This window comes from Phyllobacterium sp. 22229 (assembly GCF_052056495.1).
In the GTDB taxonomy this organism is placed as follows: Bacteria; Pseudomonadota; Alphaproteobacteria; order Rhizobiales; family Rhizobiaceae; genus Phyllobacterium; species Phyllobacterium myrsinacearum.
The window spans coordinates 24,756-47,846 of record NZ_JBQEPA010000016.1; the positions used below are offsets into that span (position 1 = coordinate 24,756).

The 23,091-nt window shown below is 60.4% G+C and carries 18 protein-coding genes and 1 tRNA gene; 10 read left to right on the plus strand and 9 right to left on the minus strand.

All coding sequences use genetic code 11. The features are described 5' to 3' along the window. Nucleotide 1: 1 nt before the first annotated feature. From ACTJJ7_RS19025 to ACTJJ7_RS19035, 3 genes are all read left to right on the plus strand, one after another. Complete coding sequence (locus tag ACTJJ7_RS19025) at nucleotides 2-3,007, plus strand: sarcosine oxidase subunit alpha (protein ID WP_440968483.1); 3,006 nt, start codon at nucleotides 2-4, stop codon at nucleotides 3,005-3,007. After that, nucleotides 3,000-3,557, plus strand: a complete 558-nt coding sequence (locus ACTJJ7_RS19030; protein WP_440968484.1) for a sarcosine oxidase subunit gamma — start codon at nucleotides 3,000-3,002, stop codon at nucleotides 3,555-3,557. Before ACTJJ7_RS19025 ends, ACTJJ7_RS19030 begins: the two co-directional genes overlap by 8 nt. Before the next feature lie 180 nt (nucleotides 3,558-3,737). After that, a complete protein-coding gene (locus tag ACTJJ7_RS19035) occupies nucleotides 3,738-4,922 on the plus strand; it encodes an alpha/beta hydrolase (RefSeq protein WP_440968485.1) in 1,185 nt (394 codons plus the stop codon). Here ACTJJ7_RS19035 and ACTJJ7_RS19040 read toward each other — a convergent pair whose 3' ends face one another. Together ACTJJ7_RS19040 and ACTJJ7_RS19045 are read right to left on the minus strand one after the other, a co-directional pair. Further along, nucleotides 4,923-5,405, minus strand: coding sequence for a MaoC family dehydratase (locus ACTJJ7_RS19040; RefSeq protein ID WP_105731860.1), 483 nt, complete (start codon nucleotides 5,403-5,405; stop codon nucleotides 4,923-4,925). 119 nt (nucleotides 5,406-5,524) lie between these two features. Next, nucleotides 5,525-6,451 (minus strand): LysR family transcriptional regulator, encoded by a 927-nt coding sequence (locus ACTJJ7_RS19045; RefSeq protein WP_130270678.1) that lies wholly within the window; start codon nucleotides 6,449-6,451, stop codon nucleotides 5,525-5,527. An 88-nt stretch (nucleotides 6,452-6,539) separates the two neighbouring features. On the opposite strand from ACTJJ7_RS19045, the gene ACTJJ7_RS19050 reads away from it, so the two are divergent. After that, a complete protein-coding gene (locus tag ACTJJ7_RS19050; RefSeq protein ID WP_440968486.1) occupies nucleotides 6,540-7,499 on the plus strand; it encodes an NAD(P)H-binding protein in 960 nt (319 codons plus the stop codon). A 66-nt stretch (nucleotides 7,500-7,565) separates the two neighbouring features. Here the strand turns inward: ACTJJ7_RS19050 and ACTJJ7_RS19055 are convergent. Together ACTJJ7_RS19055 and cpdR are read right to left on the minus strand one after the other, a co-directional pair. Continuing rightward, nucleotides 7,566-7,640, minus strand: a tRNA-Val gene (locus ACTJJ7_RS19055). Nucleotides 7,641-7,741: 101 nt separating this feature from the next. Continuing rightward, on the minus strand, nucleotides 7,742-8,104 hold the full coding sequence (gene cpdR / locus ACTJJ7_RS19060) for a cell cycle two-component system response regulator CpdR (RefSeq protein ID WP_091878276.1): 363 nt from the start codon (nucleotides 8,102-8,104) through the stop codon (nucleotides 7,742-7,744). Nucleotides 8,105-8,378: 274 nt separating this feature from the next. On the opposite strand from cpdR, the gene ACTJJ7_RS19065 reads away from it, so the two are divergent. Together ACTJJ7_RS19065 and hisN are read left to right on the plus strand one after the other, a co-directional pair. After that, on the plus strand, nucleotides 8,379-9,269 hold the full coding sequence (locus tag ACTJJ7_RS19065; RefSeq protein WP_105731863.1) for an N-formylglutamate amidohydrolase: 891 nt from the start codon (nucleotides 8,379-8,381) through the stop codon (nucleotides 9,267-9,269). 249 nt (nucleotides 9,270-9,518) lie between these two features. Next, nucleotides 9,519-10,292, plus strand: coding sequence for a histidinol-phosphatase (gene hisN / locus ACTJJ7_RS19070; RefSeq protein ID WP_105731864.1), 774 nt, complete (start codon nucleotides 9,519-9,521; stop codon nucleotides 10,290-10,292). Between the two features lie 10 nt (nucleotides 10,293-10,302). Here hisN and ACTJJ7_RS19075 read toward each other — a convergent pair whose 3' ends face one another. Both ACTJJ7_RS19075 and ACTJJ7_RS19080 read right to left on the minus strand, forming a co-directional pair. Next, complete coding sequence (locus ACTJJ7_RS19075) at nucleotides 10,303-11,280, minus strand: alpha/beta fold hydrolase (protein WP_440968487.1); 978 nt, start codon at nucleotides 11,278-11,280, stop codon at nucleotides 10,303-10,305. A 192-nt stretch (nucleotides 11,281-11,472) separates the two neighbouring features. After that, complete coding sequence (locus tag ACTJJ7_RS19080; RefSeq protein WP_130502066.1) at nucleotides 11,473-11,922, minus strand: hypothetical protein; 450 nt, start codon at nucleotides 11,920-11,922, stop codon at nucleotides 11,473-11,475. A gap of 274 nt (nucleotides 11,923-12,196) precedes the next feature. Between ACTJJ7_RS19080 and ACTJJ7_RS19085 the strand changes: the two genes are divergently transcribed. Next, nucleotides 12,197-12,667, plus strand: a complete 471-nt coding sequence (locus ACTJJ7_RS19085; RefSeq protein WP_440968488.1) for an Hsp20 family protein — start codon at nucleotides 12,197-12,199, stop codon at nucleotides 12,665-12,667. A gap of 47 nt (nucleotides 12,668-12,714) precedes the next feature. Here ACTJJ7_RS19085 and ACTJJ7_RS19090 read toward each other — a convergent pair whose 3' ends face one another. Next, the gene (locus ACTJJ7_RS19090; protein WP_440968489.1) at nucleotides 12,715-13,764 is read right to left on the minus strand and encodes a threonine aldolase family protein; all 1,050 of its coding nucleotides are present in this window, start codon (nucleotides 13,762-13,764) and stop codon (nucleotides 12,715-12,717) included. A gap of 17 nt (nucleotides 13,765-13,781) precedes the next feature. Here ACTJJ7_RS19090 and ACTJJ7_RS19095 point away from each other — a divergent pair, with 17 nt between their 5' ends. The 3 genes from ACTJJ7_RS19095 to ACTJJ7_RS19105 all read left to right on the plus strand — a co-directional run bounded on the left by ACTJJ7_RS19095 (nucleotide 13,782) and on the right by ACTJJ7_RS19105 (nucleotide 20,505). Then, nucleotides 13,782-13,958 (plus strand): hypothetical protein, encoded by a 177-nt coding sequence (locus ACTJJ7_RS19095; RefSeq protein ID WP_440968490.1) that lies wholly within the window; start codon nucleotides 13,782-13,784, stop codon nucleotides 13,956-13,958. A gap of 259 nt (nucleotides 13,959-14,217) precedes the next feature. Beyond that, the gene (gene gltB / locus ACTJJ7_RS19100) at nucleotides 14,218-18,936 is read left to right on the plus strand and encodes a glutamate synthase large subunit (protein ID WP_440968491.1); all 4,719 of its coding nucleotides are present in this window, start codon (nucleotides 14,218-14,220) and stop codon (nucleotides 18,934-18,936) included. A gap of 114 nt (nucleotides 18,937-19,050) precedes the next feature. Beyond that, a complete protein-coding gene (locus tag ACTJJ7_RS19105; RefSeq protein ID WP_105731870.1) occupies nucleotides 19,051-20,505 on the plus strand; it encodes a glutamate synthase subunit beta in 1,455 nt (484 codons plus the stop codon). An 8-nt stretch (nucleotides 20,506-20,513) separates the two neighbouring features. Here the strand turns inward: ACTJJ7_RS19105 and ACTJJ7_RS19110 are convergent, their stop codons facing one another. Together ACTJJ7_RS19110 and ACTJJ7_RS19115 are read right to left on the minus strand one after the other, a co-directional pair. Beyond that, the gene (locus ACTJJ7_RS19110; RefSeq protein WP_440968534.1) at nucleotides 20,514-21,716 is read right to left on the minus strand and encodes an SGNH/GDSL hydrolase family protein; all 1,203 of its coding nucleotides are present in this window, start codon (nucleotides 21,714-21,716) and stop codon (nucleotides 20,514-20,516) included. Between the two features lie 23 nt (nucleotides 21,717-21,739). Then, the gene (locus tag ACTJJ7_RS19115) at nucleotides 21,740-22,966 is read right to left on the minus strand and encodes a lytic murein transglycosylase (RefSeq protein WP_105731871.1); all 1,227 of its coding nucleotides are present in this window, start codon (nucleotides 22,964-22,966) and stop codon (nucleotides 21,740-21,742) included. Nucleotides 22,967-23,091 lie beyond the last annotated feature (125 nt).

Sequence of the window (23,091 nt, forward strand, 5' to 3'; positions counted from 1 at the left end):
GATGAGCACCACAGCCCATTCCGGAAGCAACCGTATTGCCGGCGCCGGCCGTCTCGTCCCGGCCAAGACCGTTCGCTTCACCTTTGACGGGCAGAGCCTGACGGGTCTTGAAGGCGACACGCTGGCCTCGGCGCTGCTGGCCAACGGCATTCATCTGGTCGGCCGTTCATTCAAATACCACCGTCCGCGTGGCATCCTCTCCGCAGGCAGCGAAGAGCCGAATGCGCTGGTTGATATCGAGCGCGACAAATCCCGCAAGCAGCCGAATGTGCGGGCGACCGTGCAGGAGATTTATGACGGGCTGAAGGTCAAGTCGCAGAACCGCTGGCCGTCGCTGACCTTTGACGTCGGTGCGATCAATGATTTGTTCTCGCCCATGCTGCCCGCAGGCTTCTACTACAAGACATTCATGTGGCCGAAGTTTGCATGGAAAACCATCTATGAGCCAAAGATCCGTGCGGCTGCTGGTCTTGGTGTTGTTCCGGGTGAAGCCGACACGGACCGCTATTCCAACCGGTTTGCCCATTGTGATGTTCTGGTTGTCGGCGGCGGCGCTGCCGGTCTGGCTGCGGCACTCACCGCCGCGCAAACCGGTGCCAAGGTCATCATCTGCGACGAGCAGCCGGAAGCGGGCGGCGCGCTGCGCTATGAGACCGACGTGACCATCGACGGCAAGCCGGGTTATGACTGGGCCACGGAAACGCTGGCATCCCTGCGCGCCATGGAAAACGTCACGGTTCTCACCCGCACCACGGCGTTCGGTTATTACGCCCAGAATTTTGTCGGCCTTGTCGAACGCATCAGCGACCATCTGAGCAATCCCGGTTCCGACATGCCAAGGGAGCGCCTGTGGCAGGTGCGTGCCAGGAAGGTCATCCTGGCGACCGGCGCCATCGAACGGCACATGGTTTTCGCCAACAATGACCGTCCCGGCATTCTGCTGGCTTCGGCAGCGCGCGCCTATCTCAACCAGTATGGGGTCGCGGTCGGCCGCAAGGTCGGCGTCTACACCGCCAATGATTCCGCCTATGCGGCGGCCATCGATCTGAAGCGGGCCGGCATCGACGTTCCCGTTATTGTCGACACGCGTGACAATCCATCCTCGCCGGTGATCGAGGAAGCCCGTTCGCTCGGTATCGACGTTGTGACCGGTCATGCGGTGTTCAGCGCCGGGGGCAAACGCCGCGTCTCCTCCATCAGTATCCGCCCCAACCGGGGCGGCAGCGAGCGCAAGGTCGTGGTCGATGCGCTGATCATGTCGGCGGGCTGGACACCCTCCGTGCACCTGTTCTCGCAGTCGCGCGGCAAGGTGGCGTGGGATGCCGCCAATGAGCGGTTCCTGCCCGGCACCTATGCGCAGGATTGTGTTTCGGTCGGCGCCTGCAATGGCAGCGACGGGCTGCAGCAGGCGCTGGACGAAGCAGCAGCGGCTGGCAGCAAGCTTGCCGGTGAGACCGGTTTCAAGGGCAAGACCAAAGCGCTCAAGGCAACCGGTGGTACAGACTGGGTGCTCGGCATGATCGGCTCGGCGCCGGGTGCGGGTGCCGATACAACGGTCAAGGCTTTCGTCGATTTCCAGAACGATGTGACCGCCAAGGACGTGCGCCTTGCAGTGCGCGAAGGCATGCATTCCATCGAGCATGTCAAGCGCTTCACCACCAACGGCATGGCCACCGATCAGGGCAAGACCTCCAACCTGCACGGGCTGGCGATTGCCGCCGAAGCGCTCAACCGTCCGATCCCGGCCGTGGGCCTGACAACCTTCCGGGCGCCATTCACGCCGGTCACTTTCGGTGCGATCGTCAACCATGCCCGCCATGACCTGTTCGATCCGACCCGCCGCACGCCGATGCATGCATGGCATGCGGCGCAGGGTGCGGCTTTTGAGGATGTTGGGCAGTGGAAGCGCGCCTGGTATTATCCGCAGGCAGGCGAGGACATGCATGCGGCAGTGAACCGCGAATGCGTCGCCGTGCGCAATCAGGCCGGTATCTTCGACGCCTCGACCCTCGGCAAGATCGAAGTGGTTGGGCCCGATGCGGCGAAATTCCTCGAGCTGCTCTACACCAATCCGTGGGAAAAACTCGGTGTCGGCCGCCTGCGCTATGGTATCATGCTGCGCGAAGATGGTTTCATCTATGATGACGGCGTTGTTGGCCGCCTGGCCGAGGATCGCTTCCACGTGACGACGACGACCGGCGGCGCGCCGCGCGTCATGAACCACATGGAAGATTATCTGCAGACGGAATTCCCGCATCTCAATGTCTGGTTGACCTCGACTACCGAGCAATGGGCCGTCATTGCGGTGCAGGGGCCGAAGGCCCGCGAGATCATCGCGCCGCTGGTGGAAGGCATCGATCTTTCCAATGAGGCCATGCCGCACATGAGCGTAAGGGAAGGCAGGATATGCGGCGTGCCGACACGGCTGTTCCGCATGTCCTTCACCGGTGAAGCGGGCTATGAAATCAACGTGCCTGCCGATTATGGCCGGGCCGTCTGGGAAGCCGTCTACGAGCGCGGCAAGCCGCTGGGTCTGACGCCCTACGGCACCGAGGCCATGCACGTGCTGCGCGCCGAGAAGGGGTATATCATCGTCGGCCAGGACACGGATGGCACGGTGACGCCGCAGGATGCGGGCCTGACCTGGGCCATCGGCAAGAACAAGACGGATTATGTCGGCATTCGCGGCCTGTTGCGCCGCGATCTGGTGGCGGACGGGCGCAAGCAGCTGGTTGGCCTGAAGACCAAAGATGCCCACGTGGTGCTGGAAGAGGGTGCGCAGATTGTAGCCAATCCGAACCAGCCGGTGCCGATGACCATGATCGGCCATGTGACATCGTCCTACTGGTCGCAGAATTGCGGCCGGTCGATAGCCATGGGGCTGGTGATCGACGGAACAAAGCGGCTCGGCGAAACGCTCTATGTGCCGATGCCCGATGGCGTGATTGAAGTGGAAGTGACCGGAACGGTGTTCTTCGACGAAAAGGGAGAACGGTTGAATGGCTGACCTTGCTCAAGCAGCGCAGCGCGCACATCCATTGCAGGCCGGCCAAGCCGGTATCGGGTCCGTATCGGTCACCCCGGCTGACAATGCCACCCGCGTGTCGCTGCGGGCGCGGCCCGATGCGGTGGCGGCCCTGTCGAAGGCGCTCGGCCTTTCCCTGCCGCTGAAACCGAAGACAACGGCGACTGCGGGCAACCGCGCCGCCCTGTGGATCGGCCCGGATGAATGGCTTGTTCTCGATGCGGACGGCAGTTCGCTCGTCGCCGATCTTGCCAAGGTCAAGGTGTTGCATTCCGCCGTCGACATTTCCCATCGCAATATCGGGATCATCGTTTCCGGCAGGGGCGCCGATGCGGTTGTCAATGGCGGTTGCCCGCAGGACCTGTCGCTGGGTGCTTTCCCGGTTGGCGCGGCGTCGCGCACGGTGCTCGGCAAGATCGAGATCGTGCTGTGGCGGACGGCCGAGGACACGTTCCGGGTTGAGTGCTGGCGCTCTTTCTCCGGCTATGCCTACGGCTTTCTGCAGGAATCCGCGCGGGACGTGGCCGTCTGACGGGCAGACGGTCAGCAACGATGATCTTTTTGCCGAATGTGCGGGTATTTGACAGCCCCGCGTAATAATAGTGTGCAGATTGATCGCCGGTGAAGTTATCGATCACAATTGCGCCGTGCTTTGCCATAATGAGAATGCCGATGGCTGCCGATTCGCGCGGTCGCGTCGCGAGAGTGGTTTATGGCTGTCAAAAAGCGCCTTGTTATCAATTTTACAGGCTATGAAGGCCTGCATCCCGATGCCGTGCGCGGGCGCTATCTGAATGCCTCGGCCGATTTCAACACGCTCTGGCACACCAAAACCAAAGCGGGCCCCATGCAGCCGGAGGGGCCGAACATCGCTTCGATGCGGCTCGACACAACCGGAGCGAATTGGACGGTTGAAACCGAGTTCTGCCAGTACGGCACGGCTGACATCTTCGATGCCTATTCCGCGCGCAATGTCGTAACGCGCTTTGCCACCGGCCTGATGGCGTTTCTCGATATTCTCATCACCGGCACTTTCTGGCGGTATCTGCGCACAAGCTGGCGGTTCTGCATCTTTTTCATGTGGCCGTTTGCGCTGACCTGTTTCATTTCGCTCGTTGCGCTGCTGATCGGGCTTGGACCGCTGTTTGGCGGTTTCAGCGCCTACCACATGGTCTGGACCATTCCCCTTGCGCTCGCCATCGCCCGCTTCATGATCCGCTGGCCGGGGGAAAAGGTGTTCCTGTCCTATCTCTTGGATGACTGGGCGGCGGCGTCAGACCGGATTTACCGCCGCAGCCCGGCATTGCAGGAACGGCGCAAGGCCTTTGCCGATCACCTCGCCAGGAAGCTGCGCGAGAGCGGCGCGGACGAAGTGGTCATCATCGGGCACAGCCTGGGCACGGTGCCGGCTGTCGAGGCCATTGCCGATGTCTGGCGCAGTGCGCCGCAGCTCATCAGGCAGCAGCCCGTTTCGCTGGTGGCGACCGGCTCATGCCTGTTGATGATTGCCTTTCATCCGCGTGCAACGGATTTGCGGGAAGATGTCCGGGTTGTCCTGCAGGATACGCCGGTTCTGTGGGCGGAGTATCAGACCATTGCGGATATCGTGCATTTCTACCGGTCGAACCCGGCAGCGGCGCTGGGGATAATCCCGCGCACCGAGCCGCTGATCCGGCGTATCCGGTTCAAGCACATTCACAGCGCCAAACGCTATGCGCGTGCCAAGAAGAATTTTTTCAAGATGCACCTTCTGTTCCTGAAGGGCGCGCAGATCCGCAATGCCTATGACATGGGCATGTTCGTGCAGGGGCCGTTTGCCTTCCAGGATCTGGCCATGCACGACAGGGCAGCGCCGCTCGACGATGCCGGGCGGCTTGTCGAGACAGTCCGCGCCTGATCAGTCCATTTCCGGGGGATGCTCGAGCACGGCAATGGTCAGCCAGTTGGCGACGAGTGCCGGTTTGATCGAACCTTCGATTTCCAGCGTGACTTCATAATTGTTGAGCACACGGCCGGACGGGCGGATATCCGCATCGACCAGCTTGAAGCGGGCGCGCACCTGCTTGCCGGATTTGACCGGCGCCATGAAGCGCACCTTGTCGAAGCCGTAATTGATGCCCATCGTGGCGCCTTCGATCATCGGAAGCGCCTCATAGGCGAGCGTCGACAGCAGCGAGATGGTCAGGAAGCCATGGGCGATGGTGCCGCCGAACGGCGTTTCCTTGGCCGCACGCTCCGGATCGGTATGGATGAACTGGTGATCATCGGTTGCATCGGCAAACTTGTTGATCATGTCCTGGCTGACCACGCGCCATTCCGAACAGCCGATTTCTGTGCCGATGCCGGCTTTCAACTGCTTGAGCGTGATTGCGTTCTTCATGGTTCCCAGGCTTTCCGAAATATTGGATCAGATCGTTGATGGAGGTGTCGATAGACTTTTATGAGTCAAATGTCATCCCTTGCGCGTCACCCCATCGTTTCACCGTTATGATCAGCGCGTCAAAACGCGAGGGGGCCTTGCACCTTCTTGCCTGACGCCAGTTCAATATGGGCAAGCATGCCTCTGATCAGCGTATCGAAGATCAGCCGAAAGCGGTGTGAAGACCGCAGGTTTTCGTGCATGGCGATCCAGGTGGGAAGGACGATCGAAAACGCGCCGGGCAGCAGGCGCACGAGGTCGGGATTTGCCTGGCCGAGACTGTCCTGGCATATGCCGATGCCAATTCCTGACCGGATAGCGGCGAGTTGGGCCAGATTGTTGTCCGTGCGATAGCTGAACTTGAGCTCATGCGACATCGGAAAGCGTTTCTCGACGCTGCGTATGAAGGCGGTCTGCCTGTCGAACCCGATGAGCCGGTGATTTTTCAATTCTGCCAGCGTACGGGGCACGCCATATCTGGCAAGATAGGCCCGGTGCGCGTAGAGCCCGAGCGAAATGTCTCCGACATTGCGCACAAGCAGCGCCTCCTGCGTGGGCTCTGCCATTCTGACAGCAATATCGACCTCGCGGTTCAAGAGATTTTCGACCGTATCGGAGGCGGATAATTCGATGTGCAGGGCGGGATAGGTCTCAAGCAGCGGCGCCAGTATCTGCGGAAGGACTTCGGTGCCGATAACCTCGCTCGCGCCAATGCGTACCGTGCCTTCCACCGCGTCCCGCTGCGCTGTGGCCAGACGGACAAGTGCTGCGGCATTGGCAGCCATGGCGGCAGCGTAGGGTTGCAGTTCCAGCGCGGCATCGGTTGCAAGCAGGCCATTCGGCGAGCGGGTGAAGAGCTGGGCACCAATAAGGTCTTCCAGCGTATCGATATGCCGTCCGACCGTAGGTTGTGTCAAACCGAGTTCGCGCGCCGCTGCTGACAGCGAGCCATGTCGGATGACGTGAAGAAAAGTCCAGTAAAGATCCCAGTTCGGCATCTGTTGCATCATTTATGTATAGCTAGTCAATGAATTTTGTCAATTTTGTTTATCTTATTGCTGGTGCACTGTTGCCGGAACAACGGAGAAAACGAGCATGCAATCAACAGAGCAGAAGATGGCGCTGGTACTGGGCGCAACAGGTGGCATCGGTGGTGCGGTCGCACGCAACCTTCTGAAGCGAGGCTGGCATATCAAGGCCCTGACCCGCGATCTGGCCAAGGCTGCAAAGGTCGAGGGAGATTTCGAGTGGATTGCGGGTGATGCCCTCAATCCGCGCGATGTCAGCCGGGCCGCGGAGGGCGTGTGCCTGATCGTCCATGCCGTCAACCCGCCCGGATACCGGGACTGGGAGAAGCTTGTTGTGCCCATGCTCGACAATACCATCGCGGCGGCAAGGCAGGTGGGCGCCCGCGTGCTTCTGCCGGGCACTGTCTATAATTTCGGACCCGACGCATTCCCCGTTCTGGGTGAAGACAGCCCGCAACATCCGCTCACGCGAAAGGGCGGGCTGCGTGTCATGATGGAGCAGCGTCTGAAGGATGCTTCCGCATCCGGTCTCGACGTCCTGATCGTGCGCGCTGGCGATTTCTTTGGCCCGAAGGCCGCAAACAACTGGTTTTCGCAAGGGCTTGTCACGCCGGGAAAGCCGGTATCGCTCGTCAATAACCCCTCAAGGCGCGGTATCGGACACCAATGGGCGTTTCTTCCCGATGTCGCCGAAACAATGGCTCAACTGGTCGAGCGGGCCGGCAGCCTCCCTCGTTTTGCGGTCTATCACATGGAAGGGTTCTGGGATGCGGACGGCATGCAGATGGCTGCCGCCATCAGGCGCGTGGTTGGCCGTCCGGTGAAGGTGAGGTCGTTTCTGTGGTGGATTGTGCCGATCATGGCACCCTTTAATGCGTTCATGCACGAATTGAAGGAGATGCGGTATCTGTGGAAGCAACCGCTGCGCATGACGAACACGCGGCTGACCGGCACACTCGGCGCCGAGCCGAGGACGCCGATCGACGAGGCGGTGCGGCAGACGCTGTCTGATCTGGGCTGCTTGTAACCGGTCAGATCTCCGCATCGCGGAGCTGCCGGATCTGCAATGCAATTTGAGGCTGGAGGTTTCGGATGGTGGGCGTGACAGGGATTGAACCTGTGACCCCTACGATGTCAACGTAGTGCTCTCCCGCTGAGCTACACGCCCATCCGACAGGGGCGCATACACCATATTGATTCCGGTCCGTCAATAGGGTTGGAAGAAGTTATCAGGCTTTCTTCACCGGAGCAGGCAGATAGGGCCTTTGATCAGGCCGCTACCAGCATCTTTTCGATCTCATTGACGAGATCGCGCAGGTGGAAAGGCTTGGAAAGCACTTTCGCATCCTTCGGCGCCTTCGAATCGGAGTTCAGCGCAACGGCGGCAAAACCGGTGATGAACATGATTTTCAGATCGGGGTCGATTTCCGATGCGCGGCGTGCCAGTTCGATACCGTCCATCTCCGGCATGACAATGTCGGTCAGCAGCAGTGAGAACGGTTCTTCGCGCAGCCGGTCATAGGCGCTGGCGCCATTGTCGAAAGGCGTGACGTGGTATCCTGCCTTCTCCAGCGCCTTCACCAGGAAGCGCCGCATGTCATTGTCATCTTCTGCTAGCAGGATTCTCTTCATCAGTCCGTCCGAATTGTCTATCGCCTGATCATCCCCAGACAGGCGTCCCATCATGCTTAACAAGACGCTTTTTTGGTAAAGATCGCGTGAATGATTTGCTGAAAATAAGGGGGAACCCCGGAAAAGTCGAGGAAGATCGCAGCTGGACGCGCGAAGAATGCGCGCCGACCGGTCAGCCCCGAAAAGTTCCACCGCCTTTGACGGCTGATCAATTCCCTCCGGGGCGAAGTTGCTCTAAAGTAAGGTATATTCAAGCAAACCGTCGAAGTGAAGAATGACCCTCGAGCGCGATTTCCCTGACAAGCTGCCCTATGAACTGCGCCGGCCGGCTGACCAGCGTATTCCGTTTGTATTCAATTCGCCGCACAGCGGTCAGGTTTACCCGCCGGCCTTCCTGCAGCAGTCGCAGCTCGATGCGCAAACGATTCGCCGCTCGGAAGACTGTTTTGTCGATCAGCTCTTTGCCGCCAGCGTCATGCTCGGCGCACCAATGCTGGTGGCGCATTTCCCGCGCGCCTATCTCGACGTCAACCGCGAGCCCTATGAACTCGATGCGAAGATGTTCAGCGATTCGCTTCCCTCCTATGCCAATGCAAATTCGGCCCGGGTTGCCGGCGGTCTTGGCACCGTGCCGCGCCTTGTCGGCGAAGGGCAGGAAATCTACGCGCAGAAACTGCCCGTCGAGGAAGCGCTCGGCCGCATCGCCACGATCTACAAGCCCTATCACGCGCTGCTTGCCGGAATGCTGGTGGAAACGCGCAGCCGCTTTGGCTATGGCGTCCTCGTCGATTGCCATTCCATGCCCACCGGCATCCGGTTTCCGGAGAGCGGCCTGCGCCCGGATTTCATCATCGGGGACCGGTTCGGCACCAGCTGCTCGCCGGAATTGACGCATGCCGCCATCCATCTCCTGCGCGAGATGGGGTATGCGGTGGCGCACAACAAGCCCTATGCCGGCGGTTACATCACCGAGCATTACGGGCGTCCGCTCAAGCGTTTCCACGCGCTGCAGATCGAGGTCAACCGCGGGCTTTATCTCAATGAGCACAATTACGAGCGCAAATCCGGCTTCGGACAGCTGCAGCGTGATATCAGCCAGTTCCTGGCCGATCTCGTCTCGCTGCCGGACTTCCATTTCCTCGATGTTCCGCTCGCGGCGGAATAAGACCCAGTTGCTGCGGCCCGTCTGAAAACAAAAAAAGACCGCGCAGATGCGCGGTCCAAGTCTAGGGAGGAAACGCCCAAGGAGGGCATAGACAGGTCACCCCGTCCGTTAACCAATCTATGCTGCATCGCACAAATGTCAAGTGATTTGTGCGGTTTTTTGAGCACGATAATTATGTGCCTAAAAAAAATGCAATAATTTAGCCGACAATGCAGATAAATGAGAAAATTCTGATCGCGAGGAACCGTTTTGGCCATTGAACTTTCGTTTTTGCGGCGGATTGCCGAAGTTGCGGCAGCGCAGACTTTGCCCCGCTTTCGCACCATTTCGTCCATCGACAACAAATATCAGGTTGGATTCGACCCGGTCACCGAGGCGGACAGGGAAGCCGAACGGGCGATTCGCGCGCTGATCAACAGCACCCATCCCGGTCACGGCATCATGGGCGAGGAGTTCGGTTCGGAGAATCTCGACGCCTCGCATGTCTGGGTGATCGATCCCATCGATGGCACCCGCGCCTTCATATCGGGGCTTCCGGTGTGGGGCACGCTTGCGGGCCTGACCGTCGATGGCGATGCGGTGGCCGGCGTCATGGCGCAGCCCTTCACCGGGGAGCTGTTCCTGTGCGACGGCACCGCGTCCTATTATGAGGGACCGGGCGGTGCACGCCAGCTGAAAACCCGGCAGAACCCGGATATTGCGCAGGCCACGCTGTTCACCACGACCCCCGCTTTGTTCAAGGACAAAAAGCGCGAGGCCTATGACCGCGTTGAGCGCAGCGTGCGCATGCCGCGTTACGGGGCGGACTGCTATGCTTATGCCATGATTGCCGCCGGTTTCGTCGATCTGGTGGTGGAGACCGCCTTGCATCCCTACGATATCGTCGCGCTGGTGCCGATCATCGAAAAGGCGGGCGGCGTCATCACCAATTGGGACGGTGGCCCGGCGGAAAAGGCGGGTGATATCGTGGCGGCGGGCTCAAAGGAACTGCACGCACAGGCGCTGGACCTTCTCAACCGCTGAAAGCTCACGTCTACGTGGCCTGTTCGTTCTCGATCCCGGCCATGTCGCCGCCGGTTCCGGGAATGAAGGCATCGAATGCCGCGAAAAACTGTTCGCGGTAAAAATCCTTTTCCTGCAGGATTTCATGCTTGGCGCCGTCGATGGTGATCAGCGTCGCATTGCGCAGTTGCAGGGCATACCGTTCGATCGCCGGAGTGGACACAACGCTGTCCGCTCCGGCGGCAACGACCAGGGTGGGGATGCGGATTGCCTCGATATAATCGGGGTTTGTCACCCGTTTGATCGCCTTGGCTGCCGAGGCGATCCATCCGGCGGTCGGGCCGCCAATAGCAAGCTCCGGGGCGGTCTTCACGATTTCGCTGTTGCGCAGGTAGCGGGCGGCATCCGATGTCACCTCGTTGAGCGCGAAGGGTTTGATCACCGGCTTTCCGCCGCGGATATACATCCCGCCAAGACCGGTTAACCGCAGGCTATTGGCGACGGCGCTGAGCAGAATCTTGCCGAGCCGGCTGCCATTGACGTCGAGAAGCGGCACCATCAGCACCATGCGGCGGATGCGGTTTGCCAGGGCAGGCGCTGCAAGAAGCGCCGCCAGCGCGCCGGTGGAATGGGCCAGCACGTAAAACGGTCCGCGGCAATCGGGCAGAAGCACGCTTTCGAACAGCAGTTCCAGATCGGCCGCATAATGGTCGAAACGTCTGACATGACCGCGCAGCGGGTCTTTCAGCAGGCGGCTCGATCCGCCCTGGCCGCGCCAGTCGAAGGTGGCGACGGCAAAACCCCGCTTGGCAATGTCGCGGATGGTCTCGAAATATTTTTCAATGCACTCGTTGCGGCCCTGCAGGATGATCACGGTGCCCTGGACGGGATGGGTGGTGGCGGGGAATATGGCGTAGCGCAGCTGCCTGCCGCCCTTGAGCGGCAATGCGGCAACACGGGCATCCTGCGGCGTCGGATTGGCGGCTGTTTCGACAAGCGGATGGGTCATGGATACCGGTCAGTCCTCGTCCCGCCTATGAGGGGATCACACGGGTGCATTTGCATCTTTTGATAAAATGCATGGCAATAAAGGTCAAACCGGGTCCGCGTAAAAACAAAAAAATGACCGGAAACCCTGGGGAGGGCTTCCGGTCAGTACATTCCAGGCGGAAGGGACGTTACACCTGGAACGATCTCAAAATCAGTAGTCGTTCGCCGGACGGATCTCGATGCTGAACCCGTTATCGCTGCGGCGGTCGCGGTAGCCGCGACGATCGCCCATCACGCGGGTATCGAGAATGTCGCCGTCTCGCGACACGGTGACCAGCACCGGCGTGCCGCGGCGCCATGCCTGAACAAAATAACGGCCGCGTTCGACGTTCACATCACGGACACGGTAGCCGCGGCGCTCCAGCATGCGGGTTACCTCGCGCGGACCCATCCGGTCACGGAAGCGCTCATCGCGGCGCCATTCCCCACGCTGATCGCCATAGTAGCGGCGGTCCTGGACAAGCAGGCCATCCATGTCACCGCGGCCATCCATGTAGATTGCCCGGTCACCGCGATAGATGAAGTCGTCGGCCATGGCCGAAGCGGAAAAGCCCGTGACCAGCAGGGCGGCGGCGGTCAGTGCCAGAACAGTCTTTTTCATCATCTTGTCCTCGTCTCTTGCCGGTCAAATCCCGGCGTTGGATGTGTTTATAGGGGAGGGCGTGTGAACGTATCCCGAAAGGTGCGTTCATCTTGCGTTCATCGCTGTGGAAGGCTTTCGGAGGCAGAAAAGGGCTTGAAATGGCTTTGGCCGTTTCCCAGATATCTGGTGTGACCGCCATAACGGGGTCACTGGTTCAGCGGGACCTGCCGATTGAGGGGGTCTCTTGACGAGCCAGAACACGCAACATTGTCGCTCTAAAGGAGGGCTTACTATGCGTCACGTGGATTTTTCCCCACTCTATCGTTCGACTGTCGGTTTTGACCGGCTTTTCACCATCCTCGACTCGCTGGCTCAGCCAGACGGTGCCCAGTCCTATCCGCCCTACAATATCGAGCGGACCGGCGAGAACACCTACCGCATCACCATGGCCGTTGCCGGCTTCTCGGAAGACGAAATCCAGATCGAAGCCCATCGCAACCAGCTCAAGGTGACCGGCGAGAAGGCTGCCGAAACATCGGATGGCAGTGCTGAAACCCTGTATCGCGGCATTGCTTCCCGCGCGTTCGAACGCCGCTTCCATCTTGCCGATTTCGTTGAAGTCAGTGGCGCCAGCCTGAAAAACGGCTTGCTGCACATTGATCTCAAGCGCGAAATTCCCGAGGAAATGAAGCCGCGCAAGATCGCTGTGACTGCGCTGTCTGAAAAGACGGCCAAGCAGATCGAAGCCAGGACCACGAACTAAGCTGCGAAAGCAGGAGTGAAAGAAGCGGCGCGTTTGCGCCGCTTTTTTTATGCGATGAGAGCGCCGAAGCGGCGGATGTCTTCGGGGGTTGTGGCAAAGCTTGTGACGAAGCGGGTGATCGTCTCGTCTTCGGCAACATGGCCCTTTTCGGCATGGGGTGTGTGCCAGTCATAGAAAACGGCGCCCGCCGCCTGCAGTTTTGCCGATGTCTGCTTTGTCATGATCGCGAACACTTCATTGGCGCGCGGCTGCCAGGCAAGGCGCAGCTCCTTCGATGCGCTGATCCGCCCGGCCAGTTCGGCCGCCATGGCATTGGCATGGGCTGCCGTTTCCAGCCAGAGCCCGCCGGCGAAATAGGCTTCGAACTGGGCGGCGATGAAGCGTGATTTTGAAAAATTCTGCGCCGACCGCATGCGGATATAGGGCATCTGCCGAGCCTGTTCGGGGTTCATGAAGACCAGCGCTTCGGCACACCAGCAGCCATTCTTGGTGCCGCCGAACGACAGGATATCGACGCCCTGCTTCCAGGTCATTTCGGCGGGAGAACAGCCGAGCGCGACAAGCGCATTGGCAAAGCGGGCGCCATCCATGTGCAGCGGCAGGCCATTTTCCCGGCACAATGCCGAGATGGCGGCGATCTCGGCCAGTTCATACAGCGTGCCGCTTTCGGTCGATTGCGTGATCGAAACGCTCATCGGCTGGCCCGCGTGAACATGGCCTTCGGGGAAGCCGTTGAGGGCGGCTTTCAGATTATCGATGGCGATGCGGCCGGTTGGCCCGTCGATGGCCTGCACCCGTGCGCCGTGGGCGAAAAAGCCGGGGGCACCGGCCTCATCGGCAATCATGTGCGCTTCCCGGTGGGCAAAGGTGATGCCGCCCGGCCGTACGATGCTGGCCTGTGCCAGGGAATTGGCCGCTGTTCCGGTCCCGACAAAGAAGACGGCGACGTCGCGCTCGAAAATTGTGCTGAAGGTCTGTTGGACGGCATGGTCGAGATCGCCCGTGCCATAGGCCGCAGCGAAACCGCCGGCGTGTCTGGTCAGATTTTCGGCAATTTTCGGATGGGCTCCGGCCCAATTATCGGATGCAAAAAGCATGAAATGACCTCGGATTTATGACTGACGCCGTCACGCTTACGCTTTTCCCTGCGGGCTGGAAAGCAGAAGATGATGTCTTTCCGGCAGGGGATTTTCACCGCGCTTGGCGGAACCAACTGTATTTCCTCGTTTATTTAGGGAAAAACGCCTGCATCGAAATGAAATGCATAAATCACCAGTGGTTTGCGCAATGATATTTCGTCCAATGCTGTTATTTTTTGCTTTTCCATCTTGTTTGTTTGGAATTATTCTGGCATACGAGGATATGACAGCAATGCTGTCCTAATTTGCACGATCCAAGCGCGGGATGGCAAGCAGAAGTGCTTCCGTCCTCAAAATGGTGACCGCAGTTTGCAACCGGAAGATATGCCGCACCAGAAGGGGCAGGAATATATGGTATTCCGTCCCGCGAGGAATTGACCGCCCCAAGGGGCCCATTTGGAGGAATTGACGATGTCGGATTTGACGCCATCTGTAACGACTGAATTTGCTCAGGCCGTACAGAACCGTGCGGTCAAAACCAATAAATCGTCCGGCATTCCCACCCGGCAAGGCTTATACGATCCGCGCAATGAACATGACGCCTGCGGCGTCGGCTTCGTCGCGCATATGAAGGGCGTCAAGTCGCACAAGATCATTGAAGACGGGCTGTTCATGCTCGAAAACCTGACGCATCGCGGTGCCGTCGGTGCCGACCCGCTGATGGGCGATGGCGCAGGCATGCTCGTGCAGATTCCCGATGCGTTTTTCCGCGCGGAATGGGCGGAAAAGGGTGTCGAGCTGCCACCGGTCAATCACTACGCGGTCGGCTATCTCTTCATGCCGCAGGATGCCGAAGAGCGCGCCCATATCGAAACCGTCATCACGGAAGTGATCGCCTCGGAAGGTCAGACGCTGATCGGCTTCCGCGATGTTCCCGTCGACAATTCGTCCCTGTCCAAGGCACCGCATATTGCGGAGACGGAACCGTTCCACCGCCAGGTGTTCATCGCGCGCAACCCCAACATCGAAACCAACGAGGATTTCGAGGGCCGTCTGTTTATCCTGCGCAAGGTGATTTCCAATCGCATCTACCAGGAGAACGGCGGCAAGGAGAGCGACTTCTACGTCGTCTCCATGTCGGCGCGCACCATCGTCTACAAGGGCATGTTCCTCGCCTATCAGGTCGGTGCCTATTACAAGGACCTGAAGGATCCCCGCTTCGTCAGCGCGGTGGCGCTGGTGCATCAGCGGTTCTCGACCAACACCTTCCCGTCATGGAAGCTGGCGCATCCCTACCGCATGGTTGCGCACAATGGTGAAATCAACACCCTGCGCGGCAACGTCAACTGGATGGCGGCCCGTCAGGCTTCCGTCGACAGCGAATTCTTCGGCAACGACATTTCGAAGCTCTGGCCGATCTCCTATGAAGGCCAGTCCGATACGGCCTGTTTCGACAACGCGCTGGAATTCCTGTTCCAGGGCGGCTACTCGCTCGCCCATTCGATGATGATGCTCATTCCCGAGGCATGGTCGGGCAACAAGCTGATGTCGGACGACCGCAAGGCGTTCTACGAATATCATGCCGCCCTGATGGAGCCATGGGATGGCCCGGCGGCGGTTGCCTTCACCGATGGCCGCCAGATCGGCGCGACGCTCGACCGCAACGGCCTGCGTCCGGCCCGCTATATCGTCACCGATGACGATTTCGTCATCATGGCGTCGGAAGCCGGGGTGCTGCCGGTGCCGGAAGAAAAGATCGTCAAGAAGTGGCGGCTTCAGCCGGGCCGCATGCTGCTGATCGACATGGAAAAGGGCGAGATCGTCTCCGATGACACGATCAAGTCCGAGATCGCCAACCGCCATCCCTATAAGACATGGCTGAAGAACACCCAGCTCATCCTTGAAGAGCTGAGCCCGGTCGAGCCACGCGCGCTGCGCAAGGATGTCAGCCTGCTCGATCGCCAGCAGTCCTTCGGCTATACGCAGGAAGACACCAAGCTGCTGATGTCGCCGATGGCGACGACGGGTCAGGAAGCCATCGGTTCGATGGGCACGGACACGCCGATCTCGGCCATGTCCGACAAGTCGAAGCTGCTCTATACATATTTCAAGCAGAACTTTGCCCAGGTCACCAACCCGCCGATTGATCCGATCCGTGAGGAGCTGGTGATGAGCCTTGTCTCGTTCATCGGTCCGCGTCCGAACATTTTTGATCTGGTCGGCACCTCGCGCCGCAAGCGTCTGGAAGTGCGCCAGCCCATCCTGACCAATGGCGATCTGGAAAAGATCCGCTCCATCGGCCATACGGAAGACCGCTTCGACACCAAGACGCTCGATATCGCCTATAATGTCGAGGAAGGCGCCAACGGTATGACCGGTGCGCTGGAGCGTCTGTGCGACCGCGCCGAGGCGGCGGTGCATGGCGGCTATAACATCATCATCCTGTCCGACCGTCAGGTCGGGCCGGACCGCATCCCGATCCCGGCGCTGCTGGCGACGGCGGCTGTTCACCATCACCTCATTCGCAAGGGCCTGCGCACCTCGGTCGGTCTGGTCGTGGAATCGGGCGAGCCGCGCGAAGTGCACCATTTCTGCTGCCTCGCTGGCTATGGCGCCGAAGCGATCAATCCCTACCTTGCCTTCGACACGCTGCTCGACATGCACAAGCGCGGCGAATTCCCGCCGGAGGTGGACTCCAGGGAAGTTGTGTCGCGCTACATCAAGTCCATCGGCAAGGGCATCCTCAAGGTCATGTCCAAGATGGGCATTTCCACCTACCAGTCCTATTGCGGCGCGCAGATTTTCGACGCTGTTGGCCTCAAGTCGGAATTCGTCGACCGCTTCTTCTTCGGTACGGCGACGACCATCGAAGGTGTCGGTCTGGAGGAAGTGGCCGAGGAGACGGTGCGCCGCCACCGCGATGCCTTCGGCAATGACCCGGTCCTCTTGAGCACGCTGGATGTCGGCGGTGAATATGCCTACCGCATGCGCGGCGAGGCGCATCTCTGGTCACCCGATGCGGTGGCCAAGCTGCAGCACGCGGTGCGCACGGAGTCGGCGACGACGTTCAGGGAATATTCCGATCTGGTGAACAGCGAGTCGGCCCGGGCGCAGACCATCCGCGGCCTGTTCAAGATCAAAATGGCTGAGGATGCCGGGCGCAAGCCCGTCTCCATCGATGAGGTCGAACCGGCCAAGGATATCGTCAAGCGGTTCTCGACCGGGGCGATGTCGTTCGGCTCGATCAGCCGCGAGGCGCACACGACCCTTGCCATCGCCATGAACCGGATCGGCGGCAAGTCGAACACGGGCGAGGGCGGCGAAGAGCCGGATCGCTTCTATCCGCTGCCGGACGGCAAGCCGAACCCGGAACGCTCGGCTATCAAGCAGGTGGCATCGGGACGTTTTGGCGTGACGACCGAATATCTCGTCAATTCCGACATGATGCAGATCAAGGTGGCGCAGGGTGCCAAGCCCGGCGAGGGCGGCCAGCTGCCCGGCCACAAGGTCGACGCAACGGTTGCCAAGACCCGCCATTCGACACCCGGTGTCGGCCTGATTTCGCCGCCGCCGCACCACGACATCTACTCCATCGAGGATCTGGCGCAGCTCATCTACGATCTGAAGAACGTCAACCCGCAAGCCGATGTCTCGGTCAAGCTGGTGTCGGAAGTCGGCGTCGGCACGGTTGCGGCCGGTGTTGCCAAGGCGCGCGCCGATCACATCACCATATCGGGCTATGACGGCGGCACGGGTGCATCGCCGCTCACCTCGCTCAAGCATGCCGGTTCCCCGTGGGAAATGGGCCTTGCCGAGACCCAGCAGACGCTGGTGCTCAACGGCCTGCGCTCGCGCATCGCCCTGCAGGTCGATGGCGGTCTGCGCACGGGTCGTGACGTGATCATCGGTGCCCTGCTGGGCGCCGACGAATTCGGCTTCTCCACGGCGCCGCTGATTTCGGCCGGTTGCATCATGATGCGCAAGTGCCATCTCAACACCTGCCCGGTCGGCGTGGCAACGCAGGATCCGGTCCTGCGCAAGCGCTTCAAGGGCACGCCGGAACACGTCATCAACTTCTTCTTCTTCATGGCGGAAGAGGTGCGGCAGTTCCTGGCGGACATGGGCTATACAAGGCTGGAAGAGATCGTCGGCAAGGCCGAACTGCTCGAAAAGCGCGCGATGATCGATCACTGGAAGGCCAAGGGTCTCGATTTCACCCGCATCTTCCACAAGCCGGAAGCGGCGGAGGAAAAGACACGCTGGACGGAACGGCAGAACCATCCGATCGTCGATATCCTGGATCGCACGCTGATCGAGCAGGCCATGCCCGCGCTGGAAAACAAGACGCCGGTCAAGATCGAACTGCCGATCAAGAATGTCGACCGCTCGGCTGGCGCGATGCTGTCGGGTGAAGTGGCCAAGCGCTACCGGCACAAGGGACTGAAGGAAGACACGATCTCGGTCACCTTCACCGGGACGGCCGGTCAGTCCTTCGCGGCATTCCTTGCCCGCGGCATTTCGTTCGAGCTGATCGGCGACGGCAATGACTATGTCGGCAAGGGCCTGTGCGGCGGCCGTATCGTTGTCCGTCCGCCGGACGATACGAAAATCGTGCCGGAGAATTCGATCATCGTCGGCAATACGGTGCTGTACGGGGCCATTGAAGGCGAAGCCTATTTCCGCGGCGTGGCGGGTGAACGCTTTGCCGTGCGCAACTCCGGCGCCATCGCGGTGGTCGAAGGCACGGGCGATCATGGCTGCGAATACATGACCGGCGGTGTCGTCGTGGTCATCGGCCAGACCGGACGCAACTTTGCCGCCGGCATGTCCGGCGGCGTGGCCTATGTCCTTGATGAAGCCGGGGATTTTGCCCAGCGCTGCAACATGGCGATGGTCGAGCTGGAGCCGGTGCCGGAAGAGGATGACATCCTCGAAAAACTGCACCATCACGGCGGCGATCTGGCCCATAAGGGCCGCGTCGATGTCTCGGCCAACATGACCAGGCATGACGAGGAACGCCTCGTGCAGCTCATCTCGAACCACATGCATTACACGGGCTCGGGCCGGGCGAAGGAAATCCTCGACAATTGGGAAGCCTTCCGGCCGAAATTCGTGAAAGTCATGCCGGTCGAATACCGCCGCGCGCTCGAAGACATGGAGCGCATGCGGATGGGTGTCGCAGCGGAATAAAATCAACGCACTCCTGCTTCGAGCGTCATCATCCTGATGCTCGGCATGGGGTCCAATGCTGCCCAGACCCAACATGGGAACGGGTGGTCCTCCAAGGGTGAGGGGAGCAGTTTTATGGGTAAGGTAACAGGTTTTCTCGAGATCGACCGGCAGGTCGGTAAGTATCAGCCCGCGTCTGACCGTATTCGCCATTTCCGGGAATTCACCATTCCCATGACCGATGGCGAAGTGAAGAAGCAGGCGGCACGCTGCATGGATTGCGGCATCCCGTTCTGCCACGGGCCAACCGGCTGCCCGATCCACAACCAGATTCCGGACTGGAACGATCTCGTCTACAACGACAATTGGGATGAGGCGATCCGCAACCTGCATTCCACCAACAATTTCCCGGAATTCACCGGCCGTATCTGCCCGGCCCCGTGCGAGGAAGCCTGCACGCTGAATCTCGAAGATGTGCCGGTGTCCATCAAGACGGTGGAACAGGCGATTGCCGACAAGGCCTATGAAAAGGGCTTTATCATCCCGCAGCCTGCAGCGTCGAAGACCGGCAGGAAAGTGGCTGTCATCGGTTCGGGCCCGGCCGGTCTGGCCGCAGCGCAGCAGCTTGCCCGCGTCGGCCATGAAGTGCATGTTTATGAGCGCGAAAGCCGCGCCGGCGGCCTGCTGCGCTACGGCATTCCCGATTTCAAGATGGAGAAGCATTTCATCGACCGCCGTGTGGCGCAGATGGAAGGCGAAGGCGTCACCTTCTTCTACGGCGTCAATGTCGGCATCGACAAGCCGGTGCAGGAACTGCTCGATACCTATGATGCGGTGCTTTATTGCGGCGGTGCCGAAACGCCGCGTCCGGCTGGTATTCCGGGTGCGGATCTCGACGGCGTCCACGATGCCATGAACTATCTCGTACAGCAGAACCGCCGCGTCGGCCGTGAAAACATCGAATCGGTGGCCTGGCCGAGCGATCCGATTGTGGCGTCAGGCCGCCATGTGGTTGTCGTCGGCGGCGGCGATACCGCCTCCGACTGTGTCGGCACCGCATTCCGCCAGGGCGCGGTGAAGGTCACCCAGCTCGATATCCGCCCGCAGCCGCCGGAAAAGGAAGACAAGCTCAGCGTCTGGCCCTATTGGGCGACGAAGATGCGCACGTCCTCCTCGCAGGCGGAAGGCGCGGACCGCGAGTTCCAGGTGGCAACGCTTGAATTCATCGGTGAGAATGGCGCGTTGACCCATGTCAAGTGCTGCGAGGTCGATGAAGCGCGCAAGCCGGTTCCCGGCACCGAATTCTACATCAAGGCGGATCTCGCCTTCATCGCCATCGGCTTTTCCGGCCCGTTCGAAACCAGTGTCGTCAGGGAACTGGGCGATGCGCTGGAGATGCGGGCGGATCGCCGCGGCAACCGTTCGATTGCCGCCGATGACAAGGATTACCGCACCAGCGTCGACAAGCTGTTTACCGCCGGTGATATCCGCCGCGGCCAGTCGCTGGTCGTCTGGGCGATCCGTGAGGGCCGCCAGGCGGCACAGGCCATCGATGTCGCGCTGATGGGATCGTCGGTTCTGCCGCGATAAGCGGGGCGTTATTTCGGTGCCGCGTCAGACTTTGCCGGCCAGGCATAGTCGTTGATGCGGCCCGGCTGGGCGTCCGGCGCCTTGCCTTCCAGAAGCAGTTTGTCCTGCGCCGACTTGTCGGCGGCTGCGCCTTTCGGTGCGGCGCCGAGCAGATCGGTGCCGCCATCCAGTTCCGGATCGCTCAGGCTGATCGGCGCAATGCGGTCGACCTTGACCGGTGCCTGCGGGGTTTCTGGCAGTGCCTGCACCGGCGAGCCCGGCTTGACCGCGGCGATGGCCGGTGAGGTGGCGTTGCCGAGCATCTGGCGCAATGGTTTTTCCGCGTAGAAAGCCAGTTTGCGCTTGCCCGCGGTGGTCAGGCCGACGCCGTCATTGTTGCGCAGGCGGGCGGTCTGGCCGGAGATGTCAAAGCCCGACAGCGTAAAGCTGCCGCCCTGGTCGACAAAGCCTTCCCAGACATCGACGAACTTGCCGTCCGCCTTCTCCGTCGCATTACGGTAAAGCTCGTTGAACGCCAGCAGGTCGGTGCTCATGTTCTTGAACTTGAACGAGGGCTGGCCGACCCAGACCACGGGGTGCCCCGTCTTCTTGACCGCTTCAAGGAAGGCGTTGATGCGGCTCTGGTATTCCTTTGTCCAGGCCTCGCTCTGCGGTGCGGGTCCGTTGGCAAACTGCTGGCGGTCGTTGGCACCGATCATCATGACGACAACAGCCGGTTTTTCCGCGTCGATCAGGCTGCCGATGGTGGCGGGCCAGTTGCGGTGGTCGCTGCGCACGAAGCCGGATGAGCCGTCGCTCTTGTCGACCACGCGCACGCCAGGCGAATCCATGAAGGCCGCGTTGAGGCCTTCGGCAAGGCCGCTGGCCATGAAGTCGCCGACAACCAGAATGGTTTTCGCATCGGCCAGTTTCGATGGAATGACCGGTTCGGCCGCAGGCGCCGAGGGTTGATTGGCGGGAGCCGCCGGTTGTGGCCGCGGCCGCTCGGCCCGTTTGGTCGTGCGATTCTTGGAGGGGCGGACGGGCCGGTTGTTTTCGTCGAAGATCATCCGGTCGGTGTTTTCGCGGTAGACTTCGCGGCGCGGGCCGAAGAGCATGTCGAGCAGCGTGCGCTGCTGGGCGGCGGCGATGTCGGTAAAGACAAGCCCGCCAGCCGCACCGAGAGATACGGACACAACGATGCAACGGATGAGGCGAGCCGGCCGTTTCATTGTATCCATGGCATTTCCAAACCTTATCGCTTGCGGATAATGGTCAGTACTTCCTTGCTGGGATGACCATCGGGATCGAGCCCCATTTTCTTCTGGAATGCCTGGATGGCATCCCGTGAGCCGGAGCCGATTTTTCCGTCCACTTCGCCGTCATAATAACCCAATGCGCGCAGATGTGTCTGCAATTCTTCACGCTCCTTCATGGAGATCGGCGTGAACGGGCGATTCCAGTCGCGGCGCAGCGGCGGTGCACCGCCGATCTGATCGGCAAGGAGACCAACGCCAAGCGCATATTTATCCGCATTGTTGTAGTTTTTCAGGACCGAGAAATTCCGGGTCATGAGGAAGGCGGGGCCTTCGCGGCCGTCGAGCACCTTCAGCTGGGCCTTTTCGCCGCCGCGCGGGAACGGCTTGCCATTGGCACGCACCACGCCAAGGCTTTGCCATTCCGCCATGGTCTTCGAACCGGCGGGGAATTTGCGCCCGGCCGGAAGTATCACTTCATAACCCCAGGTCCGGCCGGATTCCCAGCCGTTCTTGGCCAGAAGGTTGGCAGCCGTTGCCAGGGCATCGGGTATGGAGGTCCAGATATCGCGCTTGCCATTGCCATCCATGTCGACGGCATAGGCGAGGTAGCTCGTGGGAATGAACTGCGTATGGCCAAGGGCGCCCGCCCAGGAACCGGTGAGATGGCTGCGGTCGATATCGCCGGTCTGCAGGATCTTCATCGCGGCAATCAGCTGGGTGCGGGCATATTTCGCCCGGCGCTGGTCGGCATAGGCGAGGGTTGCAAGCGAGCGCACCGCATCGCGCATGATGTCAGGCCGCTGCATGGCTTCGCCATAATTGGTTTCCATCGACCAGATTGCCAAAAGGATATTGCGGTCGACGCCGAATGATTTCTCGATGGCCGCGAGCCAGCGGCTATATTTGCGCGCCATGTCCCGCCCGGTGGTGATGGAATGCTCGTTGACGCGGTTGTCGATGTAATCCCAGACTGGCGCGGTAAATTCCGGCTGATAGGCCGCCTTCTGCAGCACTTCGGGATCGATATCCTTGACGCCGGCAAAGGCGCGCTGGAACGTCGATGCGGAAATACCGCTTTGCAGCGCCGTGGTGCGGAAATTGGCAATCCACGTCTGGAATTTTGCATCGGCGGAGGCATTGGTCGCCGTCACTGCAAAAGCCAGGCTCGCGGTTGCGGCCAAAATCATGATTCGCTTTGCAAAACTCGACGGGCTCTTGAACATGTTGTCTCCTTGAACTGGGTTTCCACCTATTCCGGCAAACAATAAATTATGCACATCAAAGTTAGGAATTGGTTTACCATGCATATTTGACGGGCGGTTCCTGCGGGAACATTACCGGTCGAAAA